This is a genomic window from Erwinia sp. PsM31 (assembly GCF_030433775.1).
Taxonomy (GTDB): domain Bacteria; phylum Pseudomonadota; class Gammaproteobacteria; order Enterobacterales; family Enterobacteriaceae; genus Erwinia; species Erwinia aeris.
Map to the genome: position 1 here is coordinate 1 of NZ_JARUWZ010000040.1, position 19,481 is coordinate 19,481.

Here is a 19,481-nt window from a genome sequence, read left to right on the forward strand (position 1 = left end):
TTCTGCTTGTTCTGCTTGTTCTGCTTGTTCTGCTTGTTCTGCTTGTTCTGCTTGTTCTGCTTGTCCTGCTTGTTCTGCCTGTCCTGCCTGTCCTGCTTGTCCTGCTTGTCCTGCTTGTCCTGCTTGTCCTGCTTGTCTGTACTGTTTCTCACCGGATTCTAACCTTTATCCCTGCATATCAAACGACCTTACCTCTTGATATTAAAGTCAGGAAATGGCCAGCAGCTGACCATTCTGTCCTGAAGGCCCTGAAACAAGGGCATATGACCGGAAACTTAAATCAGGGCGTATGACCGGAAACTTAAACTAAGGCGTATTAACCGGAAACTTGAGCAACTGTCTGATGTGTGACTGCTGATCGCTGTTTTGCAGCCAGACGGCGTAAAGCGGGCGTACAGCGACGGGCGTATCCGGGATAACGGATAAATCGGGATACTCGCTGTGCCAGATATCCGGTAAGAAAGCACAGGCACCGGTGGTATGCAGTAGCTGACGTGTCAGATGGGCTGACGTTGTTGTCAGCACGGGGACATCGTCCGCGCCCGCCAGATAGCTTTCATGCTGATGAAAATCAGCGCCCCATTCCAGCTTGATGTAATCATACTTTTCACGCTTCTCCGATTGCCGCGATCGATAAAGCGTTAGCGAAATATGACCGATCTGCTGGCTGGTCAGTTCGTCCATTTTAGGCGCTTCCGTAGTGATTAGCAGATCCAACTGGCGCTCATGCAGCTGTTTAACCAGCAAATGACGCTGAGCCACTCTTGCCTCCAGGTGCAAATCTTCCCGATTTTCATACAGCGTTTGTAGCCAGGGCGTCAGATAAGCTTCCCAAAGAGAAGCGCTGGCACCGATAGAAAGTTCATGATGCTGCTGGGTATGCGCGACCTCTTTTTTGGCCATCATCCATGTGCTCATCAGGCTTTCGGCATAAGGAAGCAGCCTTTCGCCCGCTGACGTCAGACGGATATTGTTACGGTGACGCGTAAAAAGGTTAACGCCCAGCTGATTTTCCAGCTGCCTGATGCGAAAACTTACGGCAGATTGCGTGAGATAGAGCGCTTCAGCGGCACGTCCAAAGTGGCGGGTTCTGCTCACTTCAAGAAAGGTCTTTAATAATTCCGTATCCACATCCGTCTCCTGAAAATCATTTGTCGTCATGATTTAAATGTTTTGTTTTACACTCTGTCAAGCGTATCTAATACTCCGCGCCATAAATAGCACGGCCATAAAAGAGTTAGGAGCGTGTAAAATGGCGGAAAGCTTCGCAACAACGAATCGTTTTTTCGATAACAAACATTACCCACGCGGTTTCTCGCGCCACGGTGATTTCACTATCAAAGAAGCTCAACTTCTTGAGCGTTATGGTTACGCTTTTAACGAGCTGGATTTGGCAAAGCGTGAACCCGCAACGGAAGAAGAGCGTCTGTTTATTGAGGTATGCCGTGGTGTACGCGAACCTCAGTCCGAAGCAGAACGGGTATGGTCAAAGTATATGACGCGTATCAAACGTCCAAAGCGTTTTCATACGCTTTCCGGCGGCAAGCCGCAGATGGAAGGCGTGGAAGACTATTCGGACAGCGATGATTAATGATAAAGGGGCTTCGGCCCCTTTATTGTCAGCGATAAACGCTTTTTTGCAAGATAAAAACCTATTCCAGACTGTTAAGCAGATGAACCAGCAATCTGTCCATTGCCCGATAGCTTAATGCTTCAAGTAAATGCTCCCGTTTAATACTCTCTTTTTCCGCTAAATCAGCAATGGTTCGGGCTACTTTCAAAATGCGCTGCCAGGCGCGAACGGAAAGTCCCAGCTGATTAAGCACCTCTTCCAGCCAGCTCGCATCCTCTTTGCTTATTTCACAAAATCGCCGTATATCGCCTGGCGTTAACTTCCCGTTAATCGCTCTGGCCCGCGTTAGCTGAACGTTTCTGGCGGCCAGAACCCGCTGACGCACCGTTGCGCTGGATTCGCTGACGGAAGCCTGGCTTAATGTGCCGGGCGGCAGGAGGGGGACTTCCAGCGAGAGGTCGAAACGATCGAGGAACGGACCGGAAAGACGGCTGAGATAGCGCAGCGTCTGTTGAGGGGTGCTGCGGTTGTGCTTTACGCCATGCTGACCGGTAGGGCTGGGATTCATGGCAGCCACCAGCTGAAATCGTGCCGGATAGATGACCTTTGCTTTAGCGCGCGACAGGGAAATACTTCCCGACTCGACAGGCTCTCGCAGGGCATCCAGCGTCCTGCGTTCAAACTCCGGCAGTTCATCAAGAAACAGTACGCCGTTATGCGCCAGGGAGATCTCACCGGGTTTAGGCAAGGTGCCGCCGCCAACCAGCGCATAGCGCGAAGAGGTATGATGCGGCGCCCGGAAAGGTCGCTGACGCCATGGGTGGTCAGCCAGCGACGAACCCGCCACGCTGGCGATAGCGGCGCTCTCCAACGCTTCCCGATCGCTCAGCGGCGGCAGCAAACCTGCAAGACGGGTCGCCAGCATCGTCTTGCCCGTGCCGGGCGGGCCAATCAGCAGCAGGTTATGACCACCGGCAGCGGCGATCTCCAGCGCTCTTTTAGCCTGCTGCTGGCCGATGACCTCGCTTAAATCCTCGGCGGGCATAATGATGTCGGTGGGAGCATAGCTGGCCTGCTGGAGATCCGCCTGTCCATTTAAATAAGCGCATACGTCAAGCAGGCTATTCGCAAGACGGCTATGCGCATGTTTTACAAGGCTGGCCTCATGACCGTTGTCCGTGGAGAGGATCAGCGTCCGCTTCGCCTCTGCCGCCGCCATGGCAGCAGGAATAGCAGCCTGTACGCCTCGCAGAGCACCCGTCAATGCTAATTCTCCCAGTAACTCATACTGCCCCAGTTTTTCTCCGCAAATTTGCTCTGAGGCCGCCAAAATCGCTATGGCGATAGGGAGATCGTATCGGCCGCCTTCTTTGGGCAGATCGGCTGGCGCAAGATTCACGGTAATGCGTCGCGCGGGAAAGGTGAAGCCGCAGTTTATCAGCGCGCTCCGGACACGTTCACGCGCTTCCTTAACCGTGGTTTCCGGCAGGCCGACCAGCGTCAGAGCAGGCAGGCCATTACTCAAATGCACTTCAACGGTTACCAGAGGCGCTTCCACGCCGATAGCCGCACGCGTATAGGTAACAGATAGCGACATAAAAACTCCTTATGGTCGTATTCTGTCCTGCTTCCTGACGGGTGACGAGAGCCGATATTCCGCTTATCGAAGCGGCTCGCAAAAAATATCGCTTCCCGGAGCCTTTATAAAAATTCGACGCGACCCATAAAAACAGGGCAAAGCCATTGCGTCTGGTACGTAATGAATAATTTTCAGGATTTAGCTTATTCCTTGATTAACGGTTGGTTTTTTATTAATCGCGGCGGCCATCATAAAATAAAGTGATGAAAAAAGTTGAATGCATCGCGCTAACTGTGATAACTCTGTAGGCATTACTTCGAACAAGTGAATTTATCGAATCTAAATGAAAGCCCTTCTACGAGTCCTAAGCCTTGTCATTATCAACGTCGTCGTGATTATTATCACGCCGTGCGGGGCTACGCTCGGAGGAAGAAAGGCTTAAAAATCAAGCCTGAATTCAGAAGAACCCCCGCACCGAAAGGTCCGGGGGTTTTTTTTTGGCAGGGCTGACAGGCTATCAACGACAGAGGAACAGAAGATGAACAGTAGAATAAAATGCTGTTGTTCCCAGCGAGAGGCGGGGAAATAACTATGAATGGTGCTCAGTGGGTGGTTCAGGCGTTGCGTGGGCAGGGAGTCGAGACTGTTTTCGGCTATCCGGGTGGTGCGATTATGCCCGTCTATGATGCGCTCTATGATGGCGGCGTCGAACATCTACTGTGCCGACATGAGCAGGGTGCTGCCATGGCCGCCATCGGTTATGCCCGTTCTACCGGAAAAGTCGGCGTTTGCATCGCCACGTCCGGCCCCGGCGCGACCAACCTTATCACCGGGCTGGCTGATGCAATGATGGATTCCGTGCCGGTGGTGGCGATTACCGGCCAGGTTGCCGGCGGCCTGATCGGCACCGACGCTTTTCAGGAAATTGACGTGCTCGGCCTGTCGTTGGCCTGTACCAAACACAGCTTCCTGGTCGGCTCGCTGGAAGAGCTGCCGGAAATCATGGCCGAAGCTTTCGCCATCGCCCGCTCCGGTCGTCCCGGCCCAGTGCTGATCGACATCCCTAAAGATATCCAGTTAGCCAGCGGCGAGCTGACAGCCCATCTGGCGGCGGTTGAAGACGAAGCGGCGCATCCTCATCAGGCGTTGGCGCAGGCGCGCGCCATGCTGGCTCAGGCTAAGAAACCGGTTTTGTACGTGGGCGGCGGTGTTGGCATGGCCGGTGCCGTAGAGGCCCTGCGTGCGTTCGCTCACGAAACGGGCATTCCTACCGTCGCCACGCTGAAAGGTCTGGGCGCGCCGGATCCTCAGGATGCCTGTTATCTGGGGATGTTGGGTATGCACGGCACCAAGGCCGCCAACTTTGCCGTCCAGCAATGTGACCTGCTGATTGCCGTCGGCGCCCGTTTTGACGATCGCGTAACCGGCAAGCTGGATACGTTTGCTCCTCATGCCAGCGTTATCCATATGGATATCGATCCCGCCGAGCTGAACAAATTGCGCCAGGCGCATGTGGGATTGCGAGGCGACCTCAATAAGCTGCTGCCGGACTTATATCATCCGACGGAAATCAGCGCATGGCGCGAGCACGTGCAGGCGCTGAAGGCCGATCACGGCTGGCGTTACGATCATCCGGGCCAGGCTATCTATGCGCCGCTGTTTCTGAAACAGCTCTCCGATCGTAAACCGGCAAGCGCGGTTGTTACCACCGATGTCGGCCAGCACCAGATGTGGACAGCGCAGCATATGAGCTTTAACCAGCCGGAAGATTTTATTACTTCCAGCGGTCTCGGCACGATGGGCTTTGGACTGCCAGCCGCCGTGGGCGCGCAGGTCGCCCGACCGGAAGATACCGTGATCTGCGTGTCGGGCGACGGCTCTTTTATGATGAATGTGCAGGAGCTGGGCACCATCAAGCGCAAGCAGCTACCGGTAAAAATCGTTTTGCTGGATAACCAGCGTCTGGGCATGGTGCGCCAGTGGCAGCAGCTGTTTTTCTCGGAGCGCTACAGCGAAACCAATCTCTCCGACAACCCCGATTTCCTGATGCTGGCCCGCGCTTTCGACATTCCCGGCCAGCGCATTACCCGTAAAGACCAGGTGCCTGCCGCGGTAGACGCTTTGCTGAACAGCGAAGGGCCTTACATGCTGCATGTCGCCATTGATGAACTTGAAAACGTCTGGCCGCTGGTGCCGCCGGGTGCCAGCAACGAAAATATGATGGAGAAAACCTCATGATGCAGCATCAGTTATCCATAGAGGCGCGCCTGCGCCCTGAAATCCTGGAACGCATCCTGCGCGTTGTTCGCCATCGCGGCTTTCAGGTTTGCGCAATGAATATGTCTTCCGGCGAAAATAGCGACAGCATAAATATTGCCATGACCGTTGCCAGCCAGCGCCCGGTCGATTTACTGTCAACACAGTTAAGCAAGTTGATGGATGTTGCCACCGTTCACATCCAACACCAGACAACACAACAAATCCGCGCCTGAGCGCGAAAAGGAAAGAAGAATGACGAAGAAAGCTGACTTTATCTGGTTCAATGGCGAGATGGTGAAGTGGGAAGAGGCGAAAGTTAGCGTCATGTCCCACGCGCTGCACTACGGCACCTCCGTATTTGAAGGCGTCCGCTGCTATGACTCGCACAAAGGCCCGGTAGTCTTCCGCCATCGTGAACATATGCAGCGTCTGCACGACTCTGCAAAGATCTATCGCTTTCCGGTCAGCCAGAGCGTTGATGAGCTCATGGAAGCCTGCCGCGAAGTGCTGCGCGTCAACAAGCTGACCAGCGCTTATATTCGCCCGCTGGTTTTCGTCGGCGACGTGGGCCTGGGCGTGAACCCGCCGGACGGCTACAGCACCGATGTGATCATTGCCGCCTTCCCGTGGGGCGCTTACCTGGGCCCGGAAGCGCTGGAGCAGGGTATTGATGCGATGGTTTCCTCCTGGAACCGCGTGGCGCCAAACACGCTGCCAACCGCAGCGAAAGCGGGCGGCAACTACCTTTCCTCTCTGCTGGTGGGCAGTGAAGCGCGCCGTCACGGCTATCAGGAAGGCATCGCGCTGGATACCCAGGGCTATATCTCTGAAGGCGCCGGCGAGAACCTGTTTGAAGTGAAAGACGGCATCCTGTTTACGCCGCCGTTTACCTCCTCCGCGCTGCCGGGCATTACGCGCGACGCCATCATCAAACTGGCGAAAGAGATGGGCATTGAGGTACGCGAGCAGGTGCTTTCCCGCGAATCGCTCTATCTGGCCGACGAAATCTTTATGTCCGGTACGGCGGCGGAAATCACCCCGGTACGCAGCGTGGACGGCATTCAGGTTGGCGAAGGCAAACGCGGCCCGATCACGACCCGCATCCAGTCCGCTTTCTTTGGGCTGTTTACCGGCGAAACCGAAGACAAGTGGGGCTGGCTGGATCCGGTCAACCCACAACAATGACATTTTACGGGCGTCGTTTGACGCCCGTGTATCATCTGATTCTGGAGTATGAGCATGCCTAAGTACCGTTCCGCCACCACCACTCATGGCCGTAATATGGCCGGTGCCCGCGCGCTGTGGCGCGCCACGGGTATGACCGACGACGATTTTGGCAAGCCTATCATTGCCGTGGTCAACTCCTTTACGCAGTTCGTACCGGGGCACGTACATTTACGCGACCTGGGCAAACTGGTTGCCGAACAGATTGAAGCTTCCGGCGGCGTCGCCAAAGAGTTCAACACTATCGCTGTCGATGATGGCATCGCGATGGGGCACGGCGGTATGCTTTACTCTCTGCCTTCGCGCGAGCTGATCGCCGACTCGGTCGAATACATGGTCAACGCCCACTGCGCGGACGCCATGGTCTGTATCTCTAACTGCGACAAAATCACGCCGGGAATGCTGATGGCTTCCCTGCGCCTGAATATTCCGGTGATCTTTGTTTCCGGCGGCCCGATGGAAGCCGGGAAAACCAAACTTTCCGATAAGATCATCAAGCTGGATCTGGTTGATGCGATGATCCAGGGCGCTAACCCGAACGTCAGCGACGAAGACAGCGATAAAATCGAACGGTCAGCCTGTCCGACCTGCGGTTCCTGCTCCGGCATGTTTACCGCTAACTCAATGAACTGTCTGACGGAGGCGCTGGGCCTGTCGCAGCCGGGCAACGGCTCGCTGCTGGCAACCCATGCCGATCGTAAGGCGCTGTTCCTGAAGGCAGGCGAACGCATCGTTGGCCTGGCGAAACGCTACTACGAGCAGGATGACGAAAGCGTGCTGCCGCGTAATATCGCCAGCAAGGCCGCCTTTGAAAACGCGATGACGCTGGATATCGCGATGGGCGGCTCGACCAATACCGTTCTGCACCTGCTGGCCGCCGCGCAGGAAGGCGAAATCGATTTTAATATCTCCGATATCGATCGGCTTTCCCGCAAGGTGCCGCATCTCTGTAAGGTTGCACCAAGCACCCCGAAATACCATATGGAAGACGTACACCGCGCTGGTGGCGTCATCGGCATTCTGGGCGAGCTGGATCGGGCGGGTCTGATGGATAACAGCGTGCGCAACGTGCTGGGCCTGAGCCTGCAGGAAACGCTGCAACAGTACGACATCATGCTGACCAAAGACGAGGCGGTGAAAAAAATGTTCCGCGCCGGCCCGGCCGGGATCCGCACCACCCAGGCGTTCTCACAGGATACGCGCTGGGAAACGCTGGACGATGACCGTCAGGAAGGCTGCATCCGCTCCCGTGAACATGCCTTCAGCCAGGAGGGCGGCCTTGCCGTGCTGTATGGCAATCTGGCAGAAGATGGCTGTATCGTGAAAACCGCTGGCGTAGAAAAAGAGAGCCACACCTTCCGCGGCCCGGCCAAAGTCTACGAAAGTCAGGACGATGCGGTAGCGGCCATCCTCGGCGGCAAAGTCGTGGCGGGCGACGTGGTGGTGATCCGCTACGAAGGGCCGAAAGGCGGGCCGGGAATGCAGGAAATGCTTTATCCGACCACCTACCTGAAATCGATGGGGCTGGGCAAAAGCTGCGCGCTGATCACCGATGGCCGTTTCTCTGGCGGCACCTCAGGGCTTTCTATCGGTCACGCTTCGCCGGAAGCAGCCAGCGGCGGCACCATCGCGCTGGTGAAAGACGGCGACATGATTGATATCGATATTCCGAATCGCGGCATCAAACTGGATGTGCCGGACAACGAACTGCACGCGCGTCGTGAAGAGGAAGAGGCGCGCGGTGACGCGGCCTATACGCCTCATAACCGCGAACGTCAGGTTTCCTTTGCTCTGCGCGCCTACGCTTTACTGGCGACCAGTGCGGACAAAGGCGCAGTACGCGACAAAAGCAAGCTGGGAGGCTAAAACATGGCTGAGTTTCAACCGTTATCCGCCGAGCCTTGCGGCGCGGAGTATCTGCGAGCGGTACTCCGTGCGCCGGTTTACGAAGTTGCGCAGGTCACGCCCCTACAAAAGATGGAGAAAATCTCCTCTCGTCTTGGTAATACGGTACTGGTTAAACGCGAAGATCGTCAGCCGGTGCACAGCTTCAAAGTGCGCGGCGCCTACGCGATGATCGCTTCGCTTAACGAGGAGCAAAAGGCCAGCGGCGTGGTGACTGCTTCGGCGGGCAATCATGCCCAGGGCGTAGCGCTGTCGGCGACCCGGTTGGGGATTAAATCTCTGATCGTCATGCCGGTAGCGACGGCTGATATCAAAGTAGAGGCCGTGCGGGCGTTTGGCGGTGAGGCTTACCTGTTTGGCGCCAATTTTGACGAAGCGAAAGCGAAGGCGCTGGAGCTGGCGGCACAGAAGGGCTACACCTTTGTGCCGCCGTTCGACCATCCGATGGTGATTGCCGGACAGGGCACGCTGGCGATGGAGCTGCTGCAACAGGATGCGCATCTCGACCGTATTTTTGTGCCCGTTGGCGGCGGCGGCCTGGCGGCTGGGGTGGCGGTGCTGATCAAACAGTTGATGCCGCAGATCAAGGTCATTGCGGTGGAAGCGGAAGACTCCGCCTGTCTGAAAGCGGCGCTGGAAGCGGGCGAGCCGGTCGATCTGCCGCGCGTCGGGCTGTTTGCCGAAGGCGTGGCGGTGAAGCGGATCGGCAGCGAAACCTTCCGGCTGTGTCAGGAGTATCTTGACGACATTATCACCGTGGACAGCGATGCTATCTGCGCGGCGATGAAGGATCTGTTTGAAGACGTGCGTGCCGTCGCGGAGCCTTCCGGCGCGCTGGCGCTGGCGGGCATGAAAAAATATATCCAGCAGCATCAGATCAAAGGCGAGCGGCTGGCGCATGTTCTTTCCGGCGCCAACGTCAATTTTCACGGCCTGCGCTACGTTTCCGAACGCTGCGAGCTGGGGGAACAGCGTGAGGCGCTGCTGGCGGTTACGATCCCCGAGCAAAAGGGCAGTTTTTTGAAGTTCTGCCAGCTGCTGGGCGGACGCGCCGTTACCGAGTTTAACTACCGCTTCGCGGACCCGGACAACGCCTGCATTTTTGTCGGCGTGCGGCTGACGCGCGGTCTGGAAGAGCGACATGAAATCCTGCAGCTGCTGAACGAAGGCGGTTATAAGGTGGTGGATCTCTCCGACGATGAAATGGCGAAGCTGCACGTGCGCTATATGGTCGGCGGTCGCCCGTCAAAGCCGCTTAAAGAACGGCTTTACAGCTTTGAGTTCCCGGAAGCGCCCGGCGCGCTGCTGCGCTTTTTGCAGACCCTGGGCACCCACTGGAATATTTCGCTGTTTCACTATCGCAGCCACGGTACGGACTATGGACGCGTGCTGGCGGGATTCGAGCTGGGCGAGAACGAACCGCAGTTTGAAGAACATCTGGCGGCTCTGGGCTATGATTGTCATGACGAAACCCATAACCCGGCCTTCAGCTTCTTCCTGGCGGGCTAAAGCAGGCTCCAGAACGCATCAATCAGCGGCTCGTTGAGCCGCTTTTTCTGTACGCAGACGCCCAGCTCCAGCGGCGCGACAATATCAATATTTTCCAGTTCCAGAATACGGTTACGGATCGGTTCCGGGCTGTTCTCCAGCACCACGTCCGGGATCAGCGCCACGCCGCAGCCCAGCGCCACCATCGAGACGATAGCCTCATGCCCCGCCACGGTGGCGTAAATCAACGGACTGGCGATGCGGCGGCGACGGAACCAGAGATCGATACGCTGTCGGGTTGGCCCCTGGTCGGGCAGGATAAACGGGATCTGCGGCCAGTCCGGTTCCGGCTGGCTGGCCTGGCTACGAACCGGACAAGGCAGCGCGGGCGCGATCAGCACCAGCGGGATCGGGCCTAAGGCCGTAAAGCCAATGCTGGCGGGCAGCGTTTCCGGCCGTCCGGCGATGGCGATATCGGCTTCGGCGCTCTGTACCTTATCCACCGCGTCGGCAGGATCGCCGGTGGTCAGTTTGATCTCTACCAGCGGGTGTTCAGCGCGAAAGCGATCGAGGATCGGCGGCAGATGGCTATAGGCCGCCGTTACCGAGCAAAACAGACGCAGCTCGCCGCTCAGCGACGGGCCGTGCTGGCCAATGGCGTGACGCAGCTGCTGATATTGCAACAGCGTTTGCTGGGCAAACTGGCGCAGCTGTTCTCCGGCGTCGGTCAGCGTAACGGTGCGGTTGTCGCGCAGAAACAGCGTCTGGCCCAGGTCTTCCTCCAGCCGCTGGATCTGGCGGGAAAGCGTAGAAGGGCTGACGTGCATCGCCCGCGCGCTGCGGCCAAAATGGCGGCTTTCGGCCAGATGCAGGAAGAGTTTCAGATCGCGTAAATCCATGCGCTTGCGGCCTCATTTTAGCGTTGCAGTATTTGCAATATGACGTTGTTAATATATCAATTTAAGCAATACATTTCCTGTCATATGATGGGGATTAAGAGGGTGATACGGCATCACCGATAAAATAAAAGACGAACACAACCTCAGGAGTTCCCATGGCTAACTATTTCAACACGTTGAACCTGCGCAATCAGCTGGCGCAATTAGGTAAATGCCGCTTTATGGCGCGCGATGAATTTGCGGACGAAGCAAGCTACCTGAAAGGCAAAAAGGTCGTGATTGTTGGCTGTGGTGCTCAGGGTCTGAACCAGGGCCTGAATATGCGTGATTCCGGGCTGGATATCGCCTATGCGCTGCGCGCGGAGGCCATCGCGGAGAAACGCGCTTCCTGGCGTAAAGCGACGGAAAACGGTTTTAAAGTCGGCACCTATGAAGAGCTGATCCCACAGGCGGATCTGGTGGTAAACCTGACGCCGGACAAACAGCATACCTCGGTAGTGCGTGCCGTACAGCCGCTGATGAAAGACGGCGCGGCGCTGGGCTATTCGCACGGTTTTAATATCGTAGAAGTCGGCGAGCAGATCCGTAAAGACATTACCGTCGTGATGGTTGCGCCAAAATGTCCGGGTACGGAAGTGCGTGAAGAGTATAAGCGTGGCTTCGGCGTGCCTACGCTCATCGCCGTTCACCCGGAAAACGATCCAAAAGGCGAAGGCATGGCGATTGCCAAAGCCTGGGCAGCCGCAACCGGCGGCCATCGCGCGGGCGTGCTGGAATCGTCCTTCGTGGCGGAAGTGAAGTCCGACCTGATGGGCGAGCAGACCATCCTGTGCGGCATGTTACAGGCTGGTTCGCTGCTGTGCTTCGACAAGCTGGTGGCGGAAGGCACCGATCCGGCCTACGCGGAAAAATTAATCCAGTTCGGCTGGGAAACCGTGACCGAAGCGCTGAAGCAGGGCGGCATCACGCTGATGATGGATCGCCTCTCTAACCCGGCTAAACTGCGCGCTTTCGAGCTGTCTGAACAGCTGAAAACCATCATGGCGCCGCTGTTCCAGAAGCATATGGACGACATCATCTCCGGCGAATTCTCTTCCGGCATGATGGCCGACTGGGCCAACGATGACAAAAAACTGCTGGGCTGGCGTGAAGAGACCGGTAAAACCGCTTTTGAAACCGCGCCGCAGTTTGAAGGTAAAATCGCCGAGCAGGATTATTTTGACGAAGGCGTGGTGATGATTGCGATGGTGAAAGCGGGCGTTGAGCTGGCGTTTGAAACCATGGTCGCTTCCGGCATTATTGAAGAGTCTGCCTACTACGAATCGCTGCACGAGCTGCCGCTGATCGCCAACACTATCGCTCGTAAGCGTCTGTACGAGATGAACGTGGTGATCTCCGACACTGCCGAATACGGTAACTATCTGTTCTCTTACGCGGCTGTTCCGCTGCTGAAAGAGTTTATGAGCACGTTACAAACGGGCGATCTGGGCAAGGCTACGGCAACCACGACTACGGTGGATAACGCGCAGCTGCGTGACGTTAACGAAGCTATCCGCAACCATCCTATCGAATCCGTTGGCCGCAAGCTGCGTGGCTATATGACCGATATGAAACGTATCGCGGTAGCGGGCTAACCGCGCTGCTGATAACCAAAGGCGTGGTAATTTGCCGCGCCTTTGGCATTTTCTCTGCCTTAGCGATTGCGTCACCGATAATTAAGTCAGCTACAAACGTTATACAATCCCACAAGCGTTATAATAAACCCCCATCCAGTCACCGATGCTGCCGTAGCAGTGGTTAACGGCCCTGCGATTAGCCATTCTTAAAAAGTAAAAAGGCCTGGCGAAGCGAAAGCTATATATCCGTGACGTTATCAGGGTACCCTGATGCATTACGGCAATGACTACCCGACAAGTCTGCCCCTGGGTCAGGAAATAAAAAAAACCGCCGACTGGCGATGTTATTAATTTATAAATGGCGCATGTATTGAGGTTGCCGTTGTGGATGATAATATGCCGCCGCTAAACAGAATCCATTCCCTTTTTGATTACGATCATGATAGCTATTGTTTTCGCTTTGCTGCTATAGAAACGCTCGCAGGGATCCTGTTAAGTACATATCGGCAGGATAGCCGATATAAACAAGGAGAGTAATAATGGCGTGGATCTATAATGTGACGCTGAAAACATTCCGGCACAACGGGCGCTATGAGTTCAGTGCACGATATGCTGGGGCTCCGGGTTATAAAAATAACCCTGAGGATGAATGCCTGAAGGACAGAGGTCCTTTACCCAGAGGAAAATACAGGATTATAGGTGTACCGTTCACTCATCACAAAGCCGGTAGATTCACATTACGCCTGGAGCCAGATACAGGTAACAGCATGTGTGGTCGCGATGGTTTTCTGATCCATGGTGACAGCATCAAAGCGCCAGGTACCGCCTCTAATGGCTGCATTATCCTTGATCAGAAATTCCGTAGAAAGATCTGGGAGTCAATGGACAAGGAGATAATTATTGAATGAAATATTTCCCTCTTTTATTGTTGGTTTTTAGCGCCAGTTCCTTTGCTGTAAAGGTGAATGACAATAACTGTAAATCTCCCCTGTCCAGCACGGGGGTAGCCATGATGGACGAAATGCGTGAGAAAATGCATATAGACACTAAAGGAATAAACGAAAAAGATATCACAACTGAGTTACTATTTAACGATCCTGTCACTGATATTCTATCAGAATATTATGCAAAGCAGAGTTACGAAGAGGACAGAGAATTAACGCTTGATGCGTACAAAGAAATGTATTCGGAAGATAATCCGGTAAACCTGATAATTAAATTTACCGTTAAAAATAGTCAAAAAAAAGAAAATATTTTCCTGATATCAGCGATTGCGAGCGATTATGAGTGCAATATAAGATTTAATGGCTATGTAATTGTCAAACGTGAGTTTTAACCTGTGAACTTTGCTTCACCGCGCAGGAAAGTTTACCGTTAATGTATGGCCTTTCTGAACTGCACGTCAGCGTGATGTTCTGCTGTCTCGCGTTTCGCCATCAGCATTTCACTAAATGGCTGCCGTTTAAGGTTGTTTGCGCTCATCCTGCCATAACTAACGCCACGAATGCTGCAAGTCTGGCCGGTTTATCGGGGCTTGTACGTTATTTCGTCAACAATAGCGGACTTATAAAGTAAAAGCTGGAAAGGACTGGAATGCAGCAGGGGGGTAAAAACAGCTTCCGCAAGCACGACGGCCAGCGGAAGCTGTTGCACAGGCAGGGCCGCTTAGTTGCGGTACAGCACCTTGATGATGTGATAGCCGAACTGCGTGTGCAGCGGGCCGTAAGGCGTGATAAGCGGGCAGGAGAACACCACTTTATCGAAAGCCGGCACCATCGCGCCCTGTTTGAACTCGCCTAAGTGGCCGCCTTTTTTGCCTGACGGACAGATAGAGTGCTTTTTCGCCAGTTTTTCAAAATCTGCGCCCTGTTCCAGCTGTGCCAGAAGGTCCTGAGCCAGTTTCTCTTCCTTTACAAGGATATGGAGTGCTGCTGCGGTTTTTGCCATGATCGTACCTTGAGTCGTATGGATGCTGCTGGCTATACTACCACGCTGTGATTTCTTTCCCTCTGTCATTTCATCGAGTAAACCCCTATGCGTCTTAATCCTGGTCAGCAACACGCCGTCGAATTCGTCACCGGGCCCTGTCTGGTGCTGGCCGGCGCCGGCTCGGGCAAAACGCGCGTGATCACCAACAAAATTGCCCATCTGATCCGCGAATGCGGCTATCAGGCTCGCCATATTGCGGCGGTGACCTTTACCAATAAAGCCTCGCGCGAGATGAAAGAACGCGTGGCGCAAACGCTGGGCCGCAAAGAGGCGCGTGGCCTGATGATTTCCACTTTCCATACGCTGGGTCTGGAAATTATCAAACGCGAATACGCCGCATTGGGCATGAAGTCCAACTTCTCGCTGTTTGACGATCAGGATCAGCTGGCGCTGCTGAAAGAGCTGACCGAAGAGTGGCTGGAAAACGATAAAAATCTGCTGCAACAGCTGATCTCTACGATCTCGAACTGGAAAAACGATCTGCTGGATCCTGCGCGCGCGGCGGCGGCGGCGCAATCCGAGCGCGACAAAATTTTCGCTCACTGTTACAGCCTTTACGATCGGCATCTGAAAGCCTGCAACGTGCTGGATTTTGATGACCTGATCCTGCTGCCGACGCTGTTGTTCCAGCGCAATCTGGAAGTGCGCGAGCGCTGGCAGCAGCGTATCCGCTACCTGCTGGTGGATGAGTATCAGGATACCAACACCAGCCAGTACGAGCTGGTGAAGCTGTTGGTCGGTGCGCGCGCGCGTTTCACGGTGGTAGGCGACGACGATCAGTCAATCTACTCCTGGCGAGGCGCAAGACCGCAGAACCTGGTGCTGCTGAAAGAGGATTTTCCGGCGTTACAGGTTATCAAGCTGGAGCAGAACTACCGTTCTTCCGAACGTATCCTGAAAGCGGCCAATATTTTGATCGCCAATAACCCGCACGTGTTTGAAAAACGCCTGTTCTCAGAGCTGGGCTATGGCGCGGAGCTGAAAGTGGTGACGGCCAATCACGAGGATCACGAGGCCGAGCGCGTGACGGGCGAGCTGATAGCGCACCATTTTATCAACAGGACGCAGTACAAAGATTACGCCATTCTCTATCGCGGCAATCATCAGTCGCGCGTCTTTGAAAAAATGCTGATGCAGAACCGCATTCCTTATCGCATCTCCGGCGGCACCTCGTTCTTTTCGCGGCCGGAAATCAAAGATCTGCTCGCCTATCTGCGCGTGTTGACCAATCCTGACGACGACAGCGCCTTTATGCGCATCGTTAATACGCCACGGCGTGAAATTGGCCCCACCACGCTGCGCAAGCTGGGCGAATGGGCGATGCAGCGTAATAAAAGCCTGTTCACCGCCAGTTTTGATATGGGGCTGGGCCAGACGCTGGCCGGGCGCGGGCTGGAATCGCTACAGCGCTTCACTTTCTGGCTGCAGGAAGTCGCGCAGCTGGCGGAGCGGGAGCCGGTGGCCGCCGTGCGGGATTTGATCCGCGGCATTGATTATGAAAGCTGGCTGTTTGAAACCTCCGCCAGTCCAAAAGCCGCCGAAATGCGCATGAAAAACGTCAATACGCTGTTCCAGTGGATGACCGAAATGCTGGAAGGCAGCGATATCGACGAGCCGATGACGCTGACGCAGGTGGTGACCCGCTTTACGTTACGCGACATGATGGAGCGCGGCGAAAGCGAAGAAGAGGCGGACCAGGTACAGCTGATGACGCTGCACGCTTCGAAAGGGCTGGAGTTTCCCTATGTTTATCTGGTCGGCATGGAGGAAGGGCTGTTGCCCCATCAGAGCAGCATTGATGAAAACAATGTGGAAGAGGAGCGTCGGCTGGCCTACGTCGGCATCACGCGTGCGCAAAAAGAGCTGACCTTTACGCTGTGTCGCGAACGCCGTCAGTATGGCGAAGTGATCCGTCCGGAGCCAAGCCGCTTTCTGCTGGAGCTGCCGCAGGACGATCTCAACTGGGAAACGGAACGCAAGGTGGTCAGCCCGGAACAGCGGATGCAGACCGGGCAAAGCCGCGTAGCGGGACTGCGGGCGATGCTGGATAAGGCAAAAAACACCGGATAGGCTTTTGGCGGGTGAAGCAAGGGGACGCAAGCTGTCCCCTTATTCTTTAACTGACGGTCAGCGGCCAGTGCACATAGCTCTGCCAGCGGCTTTCCTGCTCCAGCAGTTCTGCCCGCAGCGGATGCGCTTCCAGCCAGCCGTTCGGCAACGTCAGCTGTAGCGCGTCGTCATCGGCATGGAGCCGCACGGCAGGCAGCGTATCGTCACGGCGACGGCTGGCGAAAATAATCGCCAGCCGCAGCAGCCGGCACATTCTTTCCGCCATGCGCGGAGGTACGGCGTTTTGCTGGCTGAGCAGCGCCAGGTCGATCCCGTTGACCTGGTTTTGCAGCAGCGTGGCCAGCAGCTTTTTCTGCGCCGGAGTAAAGCCCGGCAGATCGAGATGGCGAACCAGATAGGCAGCGTGCTGCGGCGCCTGTTTAAAATCGACGCTGAGGCCGATTTCATGGATCAGGCAGGCGCTGTTGAGCAGCTCCCGACAGCGTTCATCCAGCTTCCAGCTGTGGCTGACCTGACGGCCAAAGCTCTCCGCCAGGGCGCGCACGCGTTCCGCCTGTTCGGCATCAATCACGAAACGACGCTGAATGTTATGCAGGGTACGGCTACGGATATCCCGATCGACCGGCAGCCCGAGCATTCCGTATACCAGCCCTTCGCGCAGCGCGCCACCGGCCAGCGTCATGCTGCTGATGTTCAGCTCGGTGAAGATGGCGATCAGAATAGAGAGGCCGCTGGGGAAAACCAGCGCGCGCTCCAGCGTCAGTCCTTCGATTTCCAGCTCTTCCAGCTTGCCGCACTGAATGGCGCGCTGTTTCAGCTGCTGGAGCTTGGCAAGCGTAATGCGTTCGTCCATGCCCTGCGCCATCATGATTTCCTGTAGCGCCTGCACGGTGCCGGAGGCGCCGACGCAAATTTCCCAGCCCTGCTCGCGCAGTTTTGAGGCAACCGGTCGGATCATGTCGCTTGCTGCCTGTTCCGCCGCGGCAAAATTATCTTTACCGAGGTGGCGGTCGCCGAAATAACGCTCCAGCCAGGTGACGCAGCCCATCGACAGGCTGAACAGAGCGCCGGGCTGTGCACCGCTGCCGGTAACCAGCTCGGTGCTGCCGCCGCCAATATCGACCACCAGTCGCTTATCGGAGCCGCCAGTGGTGTGCGCCACGCCCTGATAGATCAGACAGGCTTCTTCCTCGCCGCTGATCACATTGATGGCGCAGCCCAGAATGTTCTGCGCCCTGGAAAGAAAAGCCTCTGCGTTGGCGGCCAGCCGCAGCGTCGCCGTAGCGACCACGCGGATTTGGTCCGTGGGAATATCCTGTAGCTGTTCCGAAAACAGCGCCAGGCACTGCCAGCCGCGCGCCATTGCCTCGTCAGAGAGGCGGCTGTCGCTGTCCAGACCGGCCGCCAGGCGGACTTTGCGTTTGATACGCGCAACGGTCTGGATACTGCCCGCCACCTCGCGCACCACCAGCATATGAAAGCTGTTAGATCCTAAATCTATTGCAGCATAAAGCGATGAGGCGCTGGGCATGGCGTTAACCTGAACGTTTGCGGTTATTATTGCGCGGCGGGCCGCTGCGGCGCGGGCCGCTACTGCGACGCGGGCCGGTACCGGAACGGCTGCGTGTCAGGCGCTTCGGCGGCGGCAGATCGGTCATCAGCGCATCGCTGTTGTAGCGGCTTACGGTGATGCTGTGGCCGATATATTCTTCAATCGCCGGCAGGTTCAGCGCATATTCTTCACAGGCCAGGCTGATTGAGTGCCCGTTGGCACCCGCGCGGCCGGTACGGCCGATGCGATGCACGTAGTCTTCGCGATCGTCAGGCAAATCGTAGTTAAAGACGTGCGTCACCGCAGGAATATGCAGGCCGCGCGCCGCCACGTCAGTGGCCACCAGGATATCCACGTCGCCTTTGGTAAAGTCGTCCAGGATACGCAGGCGTTTTTTCTGCGCCACGTCGCCGGTCAGCAGGCCAACGCGATGGCCGTCCGCGGCCAGGTGACCCCAGATATCTTCACAACGGTGTTTGGTGTTGGCAAAGATAATGGCGCGATCCGGCCACTCTTCTTCCAGCAGGGTTTGCAGAAGACGCATTTTTTCTTCATTAGAAGGATAAAAAAGTTCTTCCTTAATGCGATGCCCGGTTTTCTGCTCCGGCTCGACTTCCACATATTCGGCATTGTTCATGTTTTCGAACGCCAGCTCGCGCACGCGGAAGGAAAGGGTAGCGGAGAAGAGCATATTCAGACGCTGGTTCGCCGCAGGCATCCGACGGAACAGCCAGCGGATATCTTTGATAAAGCCCAGATCGAACATCCGGTCGGCTTCATCCAGCACCACGACCTGGATCGCGCCCAGATTCACGTGGTTCTGTTTAGCGTAATCGATCAGCCTGCCGGTGGTGCCGATCAGAATATCGACGCCGCTCTCCAGCACTTTCAGCTGCTTATCGTAGCCGTCGCCGCCGTAGGCCAGCCCCAGCTTCAGGCCGGTCACCTGCGCCAGCGGTTCCGCATCGGCGTGGATTTGCACGGCCAATTCGCGGGTTGGCGCCAGGATCAGCGCGCGCGGCTGATTGACCTGACGGCCTTCCGGCGCGGGGTGAGAAAGAAGATGATGGAACGTTGACGTTAAAAACGCCATCGTTTTCCCGGTACCGGTTTGCGCCTGTCCCGCTACATCACGCCCGTTAAGGGTGAAAGGCAATGCCAGCGCCTGAATAGGCGTGCAGTTATGAAAGCCTTTATTTTCAAGGGCTTCAATGACCTGAGGGTGCAGGGCGAAGTCGGAAAACTTCTGTTCGGTTAAGTGTGTTTTGCTCATAGTGTGGTAGAATATCAGCTTACTATTGCTTTACGAAAGCGTATCCGGTGAAAT

At 55.9% G+C, this 19,481-nt stretch carries 17 protein-coding genes; 11 read left to right on the forward strand and 6 right to left on the reverse strand.

Features of this window, described 5'->3' with window-relative positions; translation table 11 throughout:
* Nucleotides 1-306 precede the first annotated feature (306 nt).
* Nucleotides 307-1,131, reverse strand: coding sequence for an HTH-type transcriptional regulator HdfR (gene hdfR, locus QCD69_RS20770; RefSeq protein ID WP_253457158.1), 825 nt, complete (start codon nt 1,129-1,131; stop codon nt 307-309).
* Between the two features lie 121 nt (nt 1,132-1,252).
* Between hdfR and QCD69_RS20775 the strand changes: the two genes are divergently transcribed.
* A complete protein-coding gene (locus tag QCD69_RS20775) occupies nt 1,253-1,591 on the forward strand; it encodes a DUF413 domain-containing protein (protein ID WP_125290748.1) in 339 nt (112 codons plus the stop codon).
* Between the two features lie 61 nt (nt 1,592-1,652).
* Here QCD69_RS20775 and QCD69_RS20780 read toward each other — a convergent pair whose 3' ends face one another.
* Complete coding sequence (locus QCD69_RS20780; protein ID WP_253457161.1) at nt 1,653-3,170, reverse strand: YifB family Mg chelatase-like AAA ATPase; 1,518 nt, start codon at nt 3,168-3,170, stop codon at nt 1,653-1,655.
* Nucleotides 3,171-3,495: 325 nt separating this feature from the next.
* On the opposite strand from QCD69_RS20780, the gene QCD69_RS20785 reads away from it, so the two are divergent.
* The 6 genes from QCD69_RS20785 (at nt 3,496) to ilvA (ending at nt 10,049) form a co-directional block, all read left to right on the forward strand.
* A complete protein-coding gene (locus QCD69_RS20785; protein WP_125290746.1) occupies nt 3,496-3,594 on the forward strand; it encodes an IlvGEDA operon leader peptide in 99 nt (32 codons plus the stop codon).
* 149 nt (nt 3,595-3,743) lie between these two features.
* Nucleotides 3,744-5,390 (forward strand): acetolactate synthase 2 catalytic subunit, encoded by a 1,647-nt coding sequence (gene ilvG, locus QCD69_RS20790; protein ID WP_301253404.1) that lies wholly within the window; start codon nt 3,744-3,746, stop codon nt 5,388-5,390.
* A complete protein-coding gene (gene ilvM / locus QCD69_RS20795; RefSeq protein ID WP_125290744.1) occupies nt 5,387-5,644 on the forward strand; it encodes an acetolactate synthase 2 small subunit in 258 nt (85 codons plus the stop codon). The genes ilvG and ilvM overlap by 4 nt, the downstream gene beginning before the upstream one ends.
* 19 nt (nt 5,645-5,663) lie before the next feature.
* Nucleotides 5,664-6,596 (forward strand): branched-chain amino acid transaminase, encoded by a 933-nt coding sequence (locus tag QCD69_RS20800; RefSeq protein ID WP_253457167.1) that lies wholly within the window; start codon nt 5,664-5,666, stop codon nt 6,594-6,596.
* 54 nt (nt 6,597-6,650) lie between these two features.
* Nucleotides 6,651-8,501 (forward strand): dihydroxy-acid dehydratase, encoded by a 1,851-nt coding sequence (gene ilvD, locus QCD69_RS20805; protein WP_301253405.1) that lies wholly within the window; start codon nt 6,651-6,653, stop codon nt 8,499-8,501.
* A 3-nt stretch (nt 8,502-8,504) separates the two neighbouring features.
* Nucleotides 8,505-10,049, forward strand: a complete 1,545-nt coding sequence (gene ilvA / locus QCD69_RS20810) for a threonine ammonia-lyase, biosynthetic (RefSeq protein ID WP_301253406.1) — start codon at nt 8,505-8,507, stop codon at nt 10,047-10,049.
* Here the strand turns inward: ilvA and ilvY are convergent.
* A complete protein-coding gene (gene ilvY, locus QCD69_RS20815) occupies nt 10,046-10,927 on the reverse strand; it encodes an HTH-type transcriptional activator IlvY (protein WP_125290740.1) in 882 nt (293 codons plus the stop codon). The two genes, ilvA and ilvY, sit on opposite strands and share 4 nt — an antisense overlap.
* 155 nt (nt 10,928-11,082) lie before the next feature.
* Here ilvY and ilvC point away from each other — a divergent pair, with 155 nt between their 5' ends.
* From ilvC to QCD69_RS20830, 3 genes are all read left to right on the forward strand, one after another.
* On the forward strand, nt 11,083-12,561 hold the full coding sequence (gene ilvC, locus QCD69_RS20820; RefSeq protein WP_253457175.1) for a ketol-acid reductoisomerase: 1,479 nt from the start codon (nt 11,083-11,085) through the stop codon (nt 12,559-12,561).
* Between the two features lie 521 nt (nt 12,562-13,082).
* Nucleotides 13,083-13,451, forward strand: a complete 369-nt coding sequence (locus QCD69_RS20825) for a tlde1 domain-containing protein (protein WP_301253407.1) — start codon at nt 13,083-13,085, stop codon at nt 13,449-13,451.
* A complete protein-coding gene (locus QCD69_RS20830) occupies nt 13,448-13,879 on the forward strand; it encodes a hypothetical protein (protein WP_301253408.1) in 432 nt (143 codons plus the stop codon). The genes QCD69_RS20825 and QCD69_RS20830 overlap by 4 nt, the downstream gene beginning before the upstream one ends.
* A gap of 329 nt (nt 13,880-14,208) precedes the next feature.
* Here the strand turns inward: QCD69_RS20830 and ppiC are convergent, their stop codons facing one another.
* Nucleotides 14,209-14,490, reverse strand: a complete 282-nt coding sequence (gene ppiC, locus QCD69_RS20835) for a peptidylprolyl isomerase PpiC (RefSeq protein WP_125290737.1) — start codon at nt 14,488-14,490, stop codon at nt 14,209-14,211.
* Nucleotides 14,491-14,577: 87 nt separating this feature from the next.
* On the opposite strand from ppiC, the gene rep reads away from it, so the two are divergent.
* Complete coding sequence (gene rep, locus QCD69_RS20840; protein WP_253457181.1) at nt 14,578-16,602, forward strand: DNA helicase Rep; 2,025 nt, start codon at nt 14,578-14,580, stop codon at nt 16,600-16,602.
* Between the two features lie 46 nt (nt 16,603-16,648).
* Here the strand turns inward: rep and gppA are convergent, their stop codons facing one another.
* A complete protein-coding gene (gene gppA / locus QCD69_RS20845; RefSeq protein ID WP_253457183.1) occupies nt 16,649-18,133 on the reverse strand; it encodes a guanosine-5'-triphosphate,3'-diphosphate diphosphatase in 1,485 nt (494 codons plus the stop codon).
* Between the two features lie 4 nt (nt 18,134-18,137).
* Nucleotides 18,138-19,427 (reverse strand): ATP-dependent RNA helicase RhlB, encoded by a 1,290-nt coding sequence (gene rhlB, locus QCD69_RS20850; RefSeq protein WP_253457186.1) that lies wholly within the window; start codon nt 19,425-19,427, stop codon nt 18,138-18,140.
* Between the last annotated feature and the right edge of the window lie 54 nt (nt 19,428-19,481).

What these genes read in the sequence shown, in the direction of transcription:
- QCD69_RS20775 (WP_125290748.1), top strand. Translation starts at nt 1,253, where the DNA reads ATGGCGGAAAGCTTCGCAACAACGAATCGTTTTTTCGATAACAAACAT.
- QCD69_RS20780 (WP_253457161.1), bottom strand. Translation starts at nt 3,170, where the DNA reads ATGTCGCTATCTGTTACCTATACGCGTGCGGCTATCGGCGTGGAAGCG.
- QCD69_RS20785 (WP_125290746.1), top strand. Translation starts at nt 3,496, where the DNA reads ATGAAAGCCCTTCTACGAGTCCTAAGCCTTGTCATTATCAACGTCGTC.
- ilvG (WP_301253404.1), top strand. Translation starts at nt 3,744, where the DNA reads ATGAATGGTGCTCAGTGGGTGGTTCAGGCGTTGCGTGGGCAGGGAGTC.
- ilvM (WP_125290744.1), top strand. Translation starts at nt 5,387, where the DNA reads ATGATGCAGCATCAGTTATCCATAGAGGCGCGCCTGCGCCCTGAAATC.
- QCD69_RS20800 (WP_253457167.1), top strand. Translation starts at nt 5,664, where the DNA reads ATGACGAAGAAAGCTGACTTTATCTGGTTCAATGGCGAGATGGTGAAG.
- ilvD (WP_301253405.1), top strand. Translation starts at nt 6,651, where the DNA reads ATGCCTAAGTACCGTTCCGCCACCACCACTCATGGCCGTAATATGGCC.
- ilvA (WP_301253406.1), top strand. Translation starts at nt 8,505, where the DNA reads ATGGCTGAGTTTCAACCGTTATCCGCCGAGCCTTGCGGCGCGGAGTAT.
- ilvY (WP_125290740.1), bottom strand. Translation starts at nt 10,927, where the DNA reads ATGGATTTACGCGATCTGAAACTCTTCCTGCATCTGGCCGAAAGCCGC.
- ilvC (WP_253457175.1), top strand. Translation starts at nt 11,083, where the DNA reads ATGGCTAACTATTTCAACACGTTGAACCTGCGCAATCAGCTGGCGCAA.
- QCD69_RS20825 (WP_301253407.1), top strand. Translation starts at nt 13,083, where the DNA reads ATGGCGTGGATCTATAATGTGACGCTGAAAACATTCCGGCACAACGGG.
- QCD69_RS20830 (WP_301253408.1), top strand. Translation starts at nt 13,448, where the DNA reads ATGAAATATTTCCCTCTTTTATTGTTGGTTTTTAGCGCCAGTTCCTTT.
- ppiC (WP_125290737.1), bottom strand. Translation starts at nt 14,490, where the DNA reads ATGGCAAAAACCGCAGCAGCACTCCATATCCTTGTAAAGGAAGAGAAA.
- rep (WP_253457181.1), top strand. Translation starts at nt 14,578, where the DNA reads ATGCGTCTTAATCCTGGTCAGCAACACGCCGTCGAATTCGTCACCGGG.
- gppA (WP_253457183.1), bottom strand. Translation starts at nt 18,133, where the DNA reads ATGCCCAGCGCCTCATCGCTTTATGCTGCAATAGATTTAGGATCTAAC.
- rhlB (WP_253457186.1), bottom strand. Translation starts at nt 19,427, where the DNA reads ATGAGCAAAACACACTTAACCGAACAGAAGTTTTCCGACTTCGCCCTG.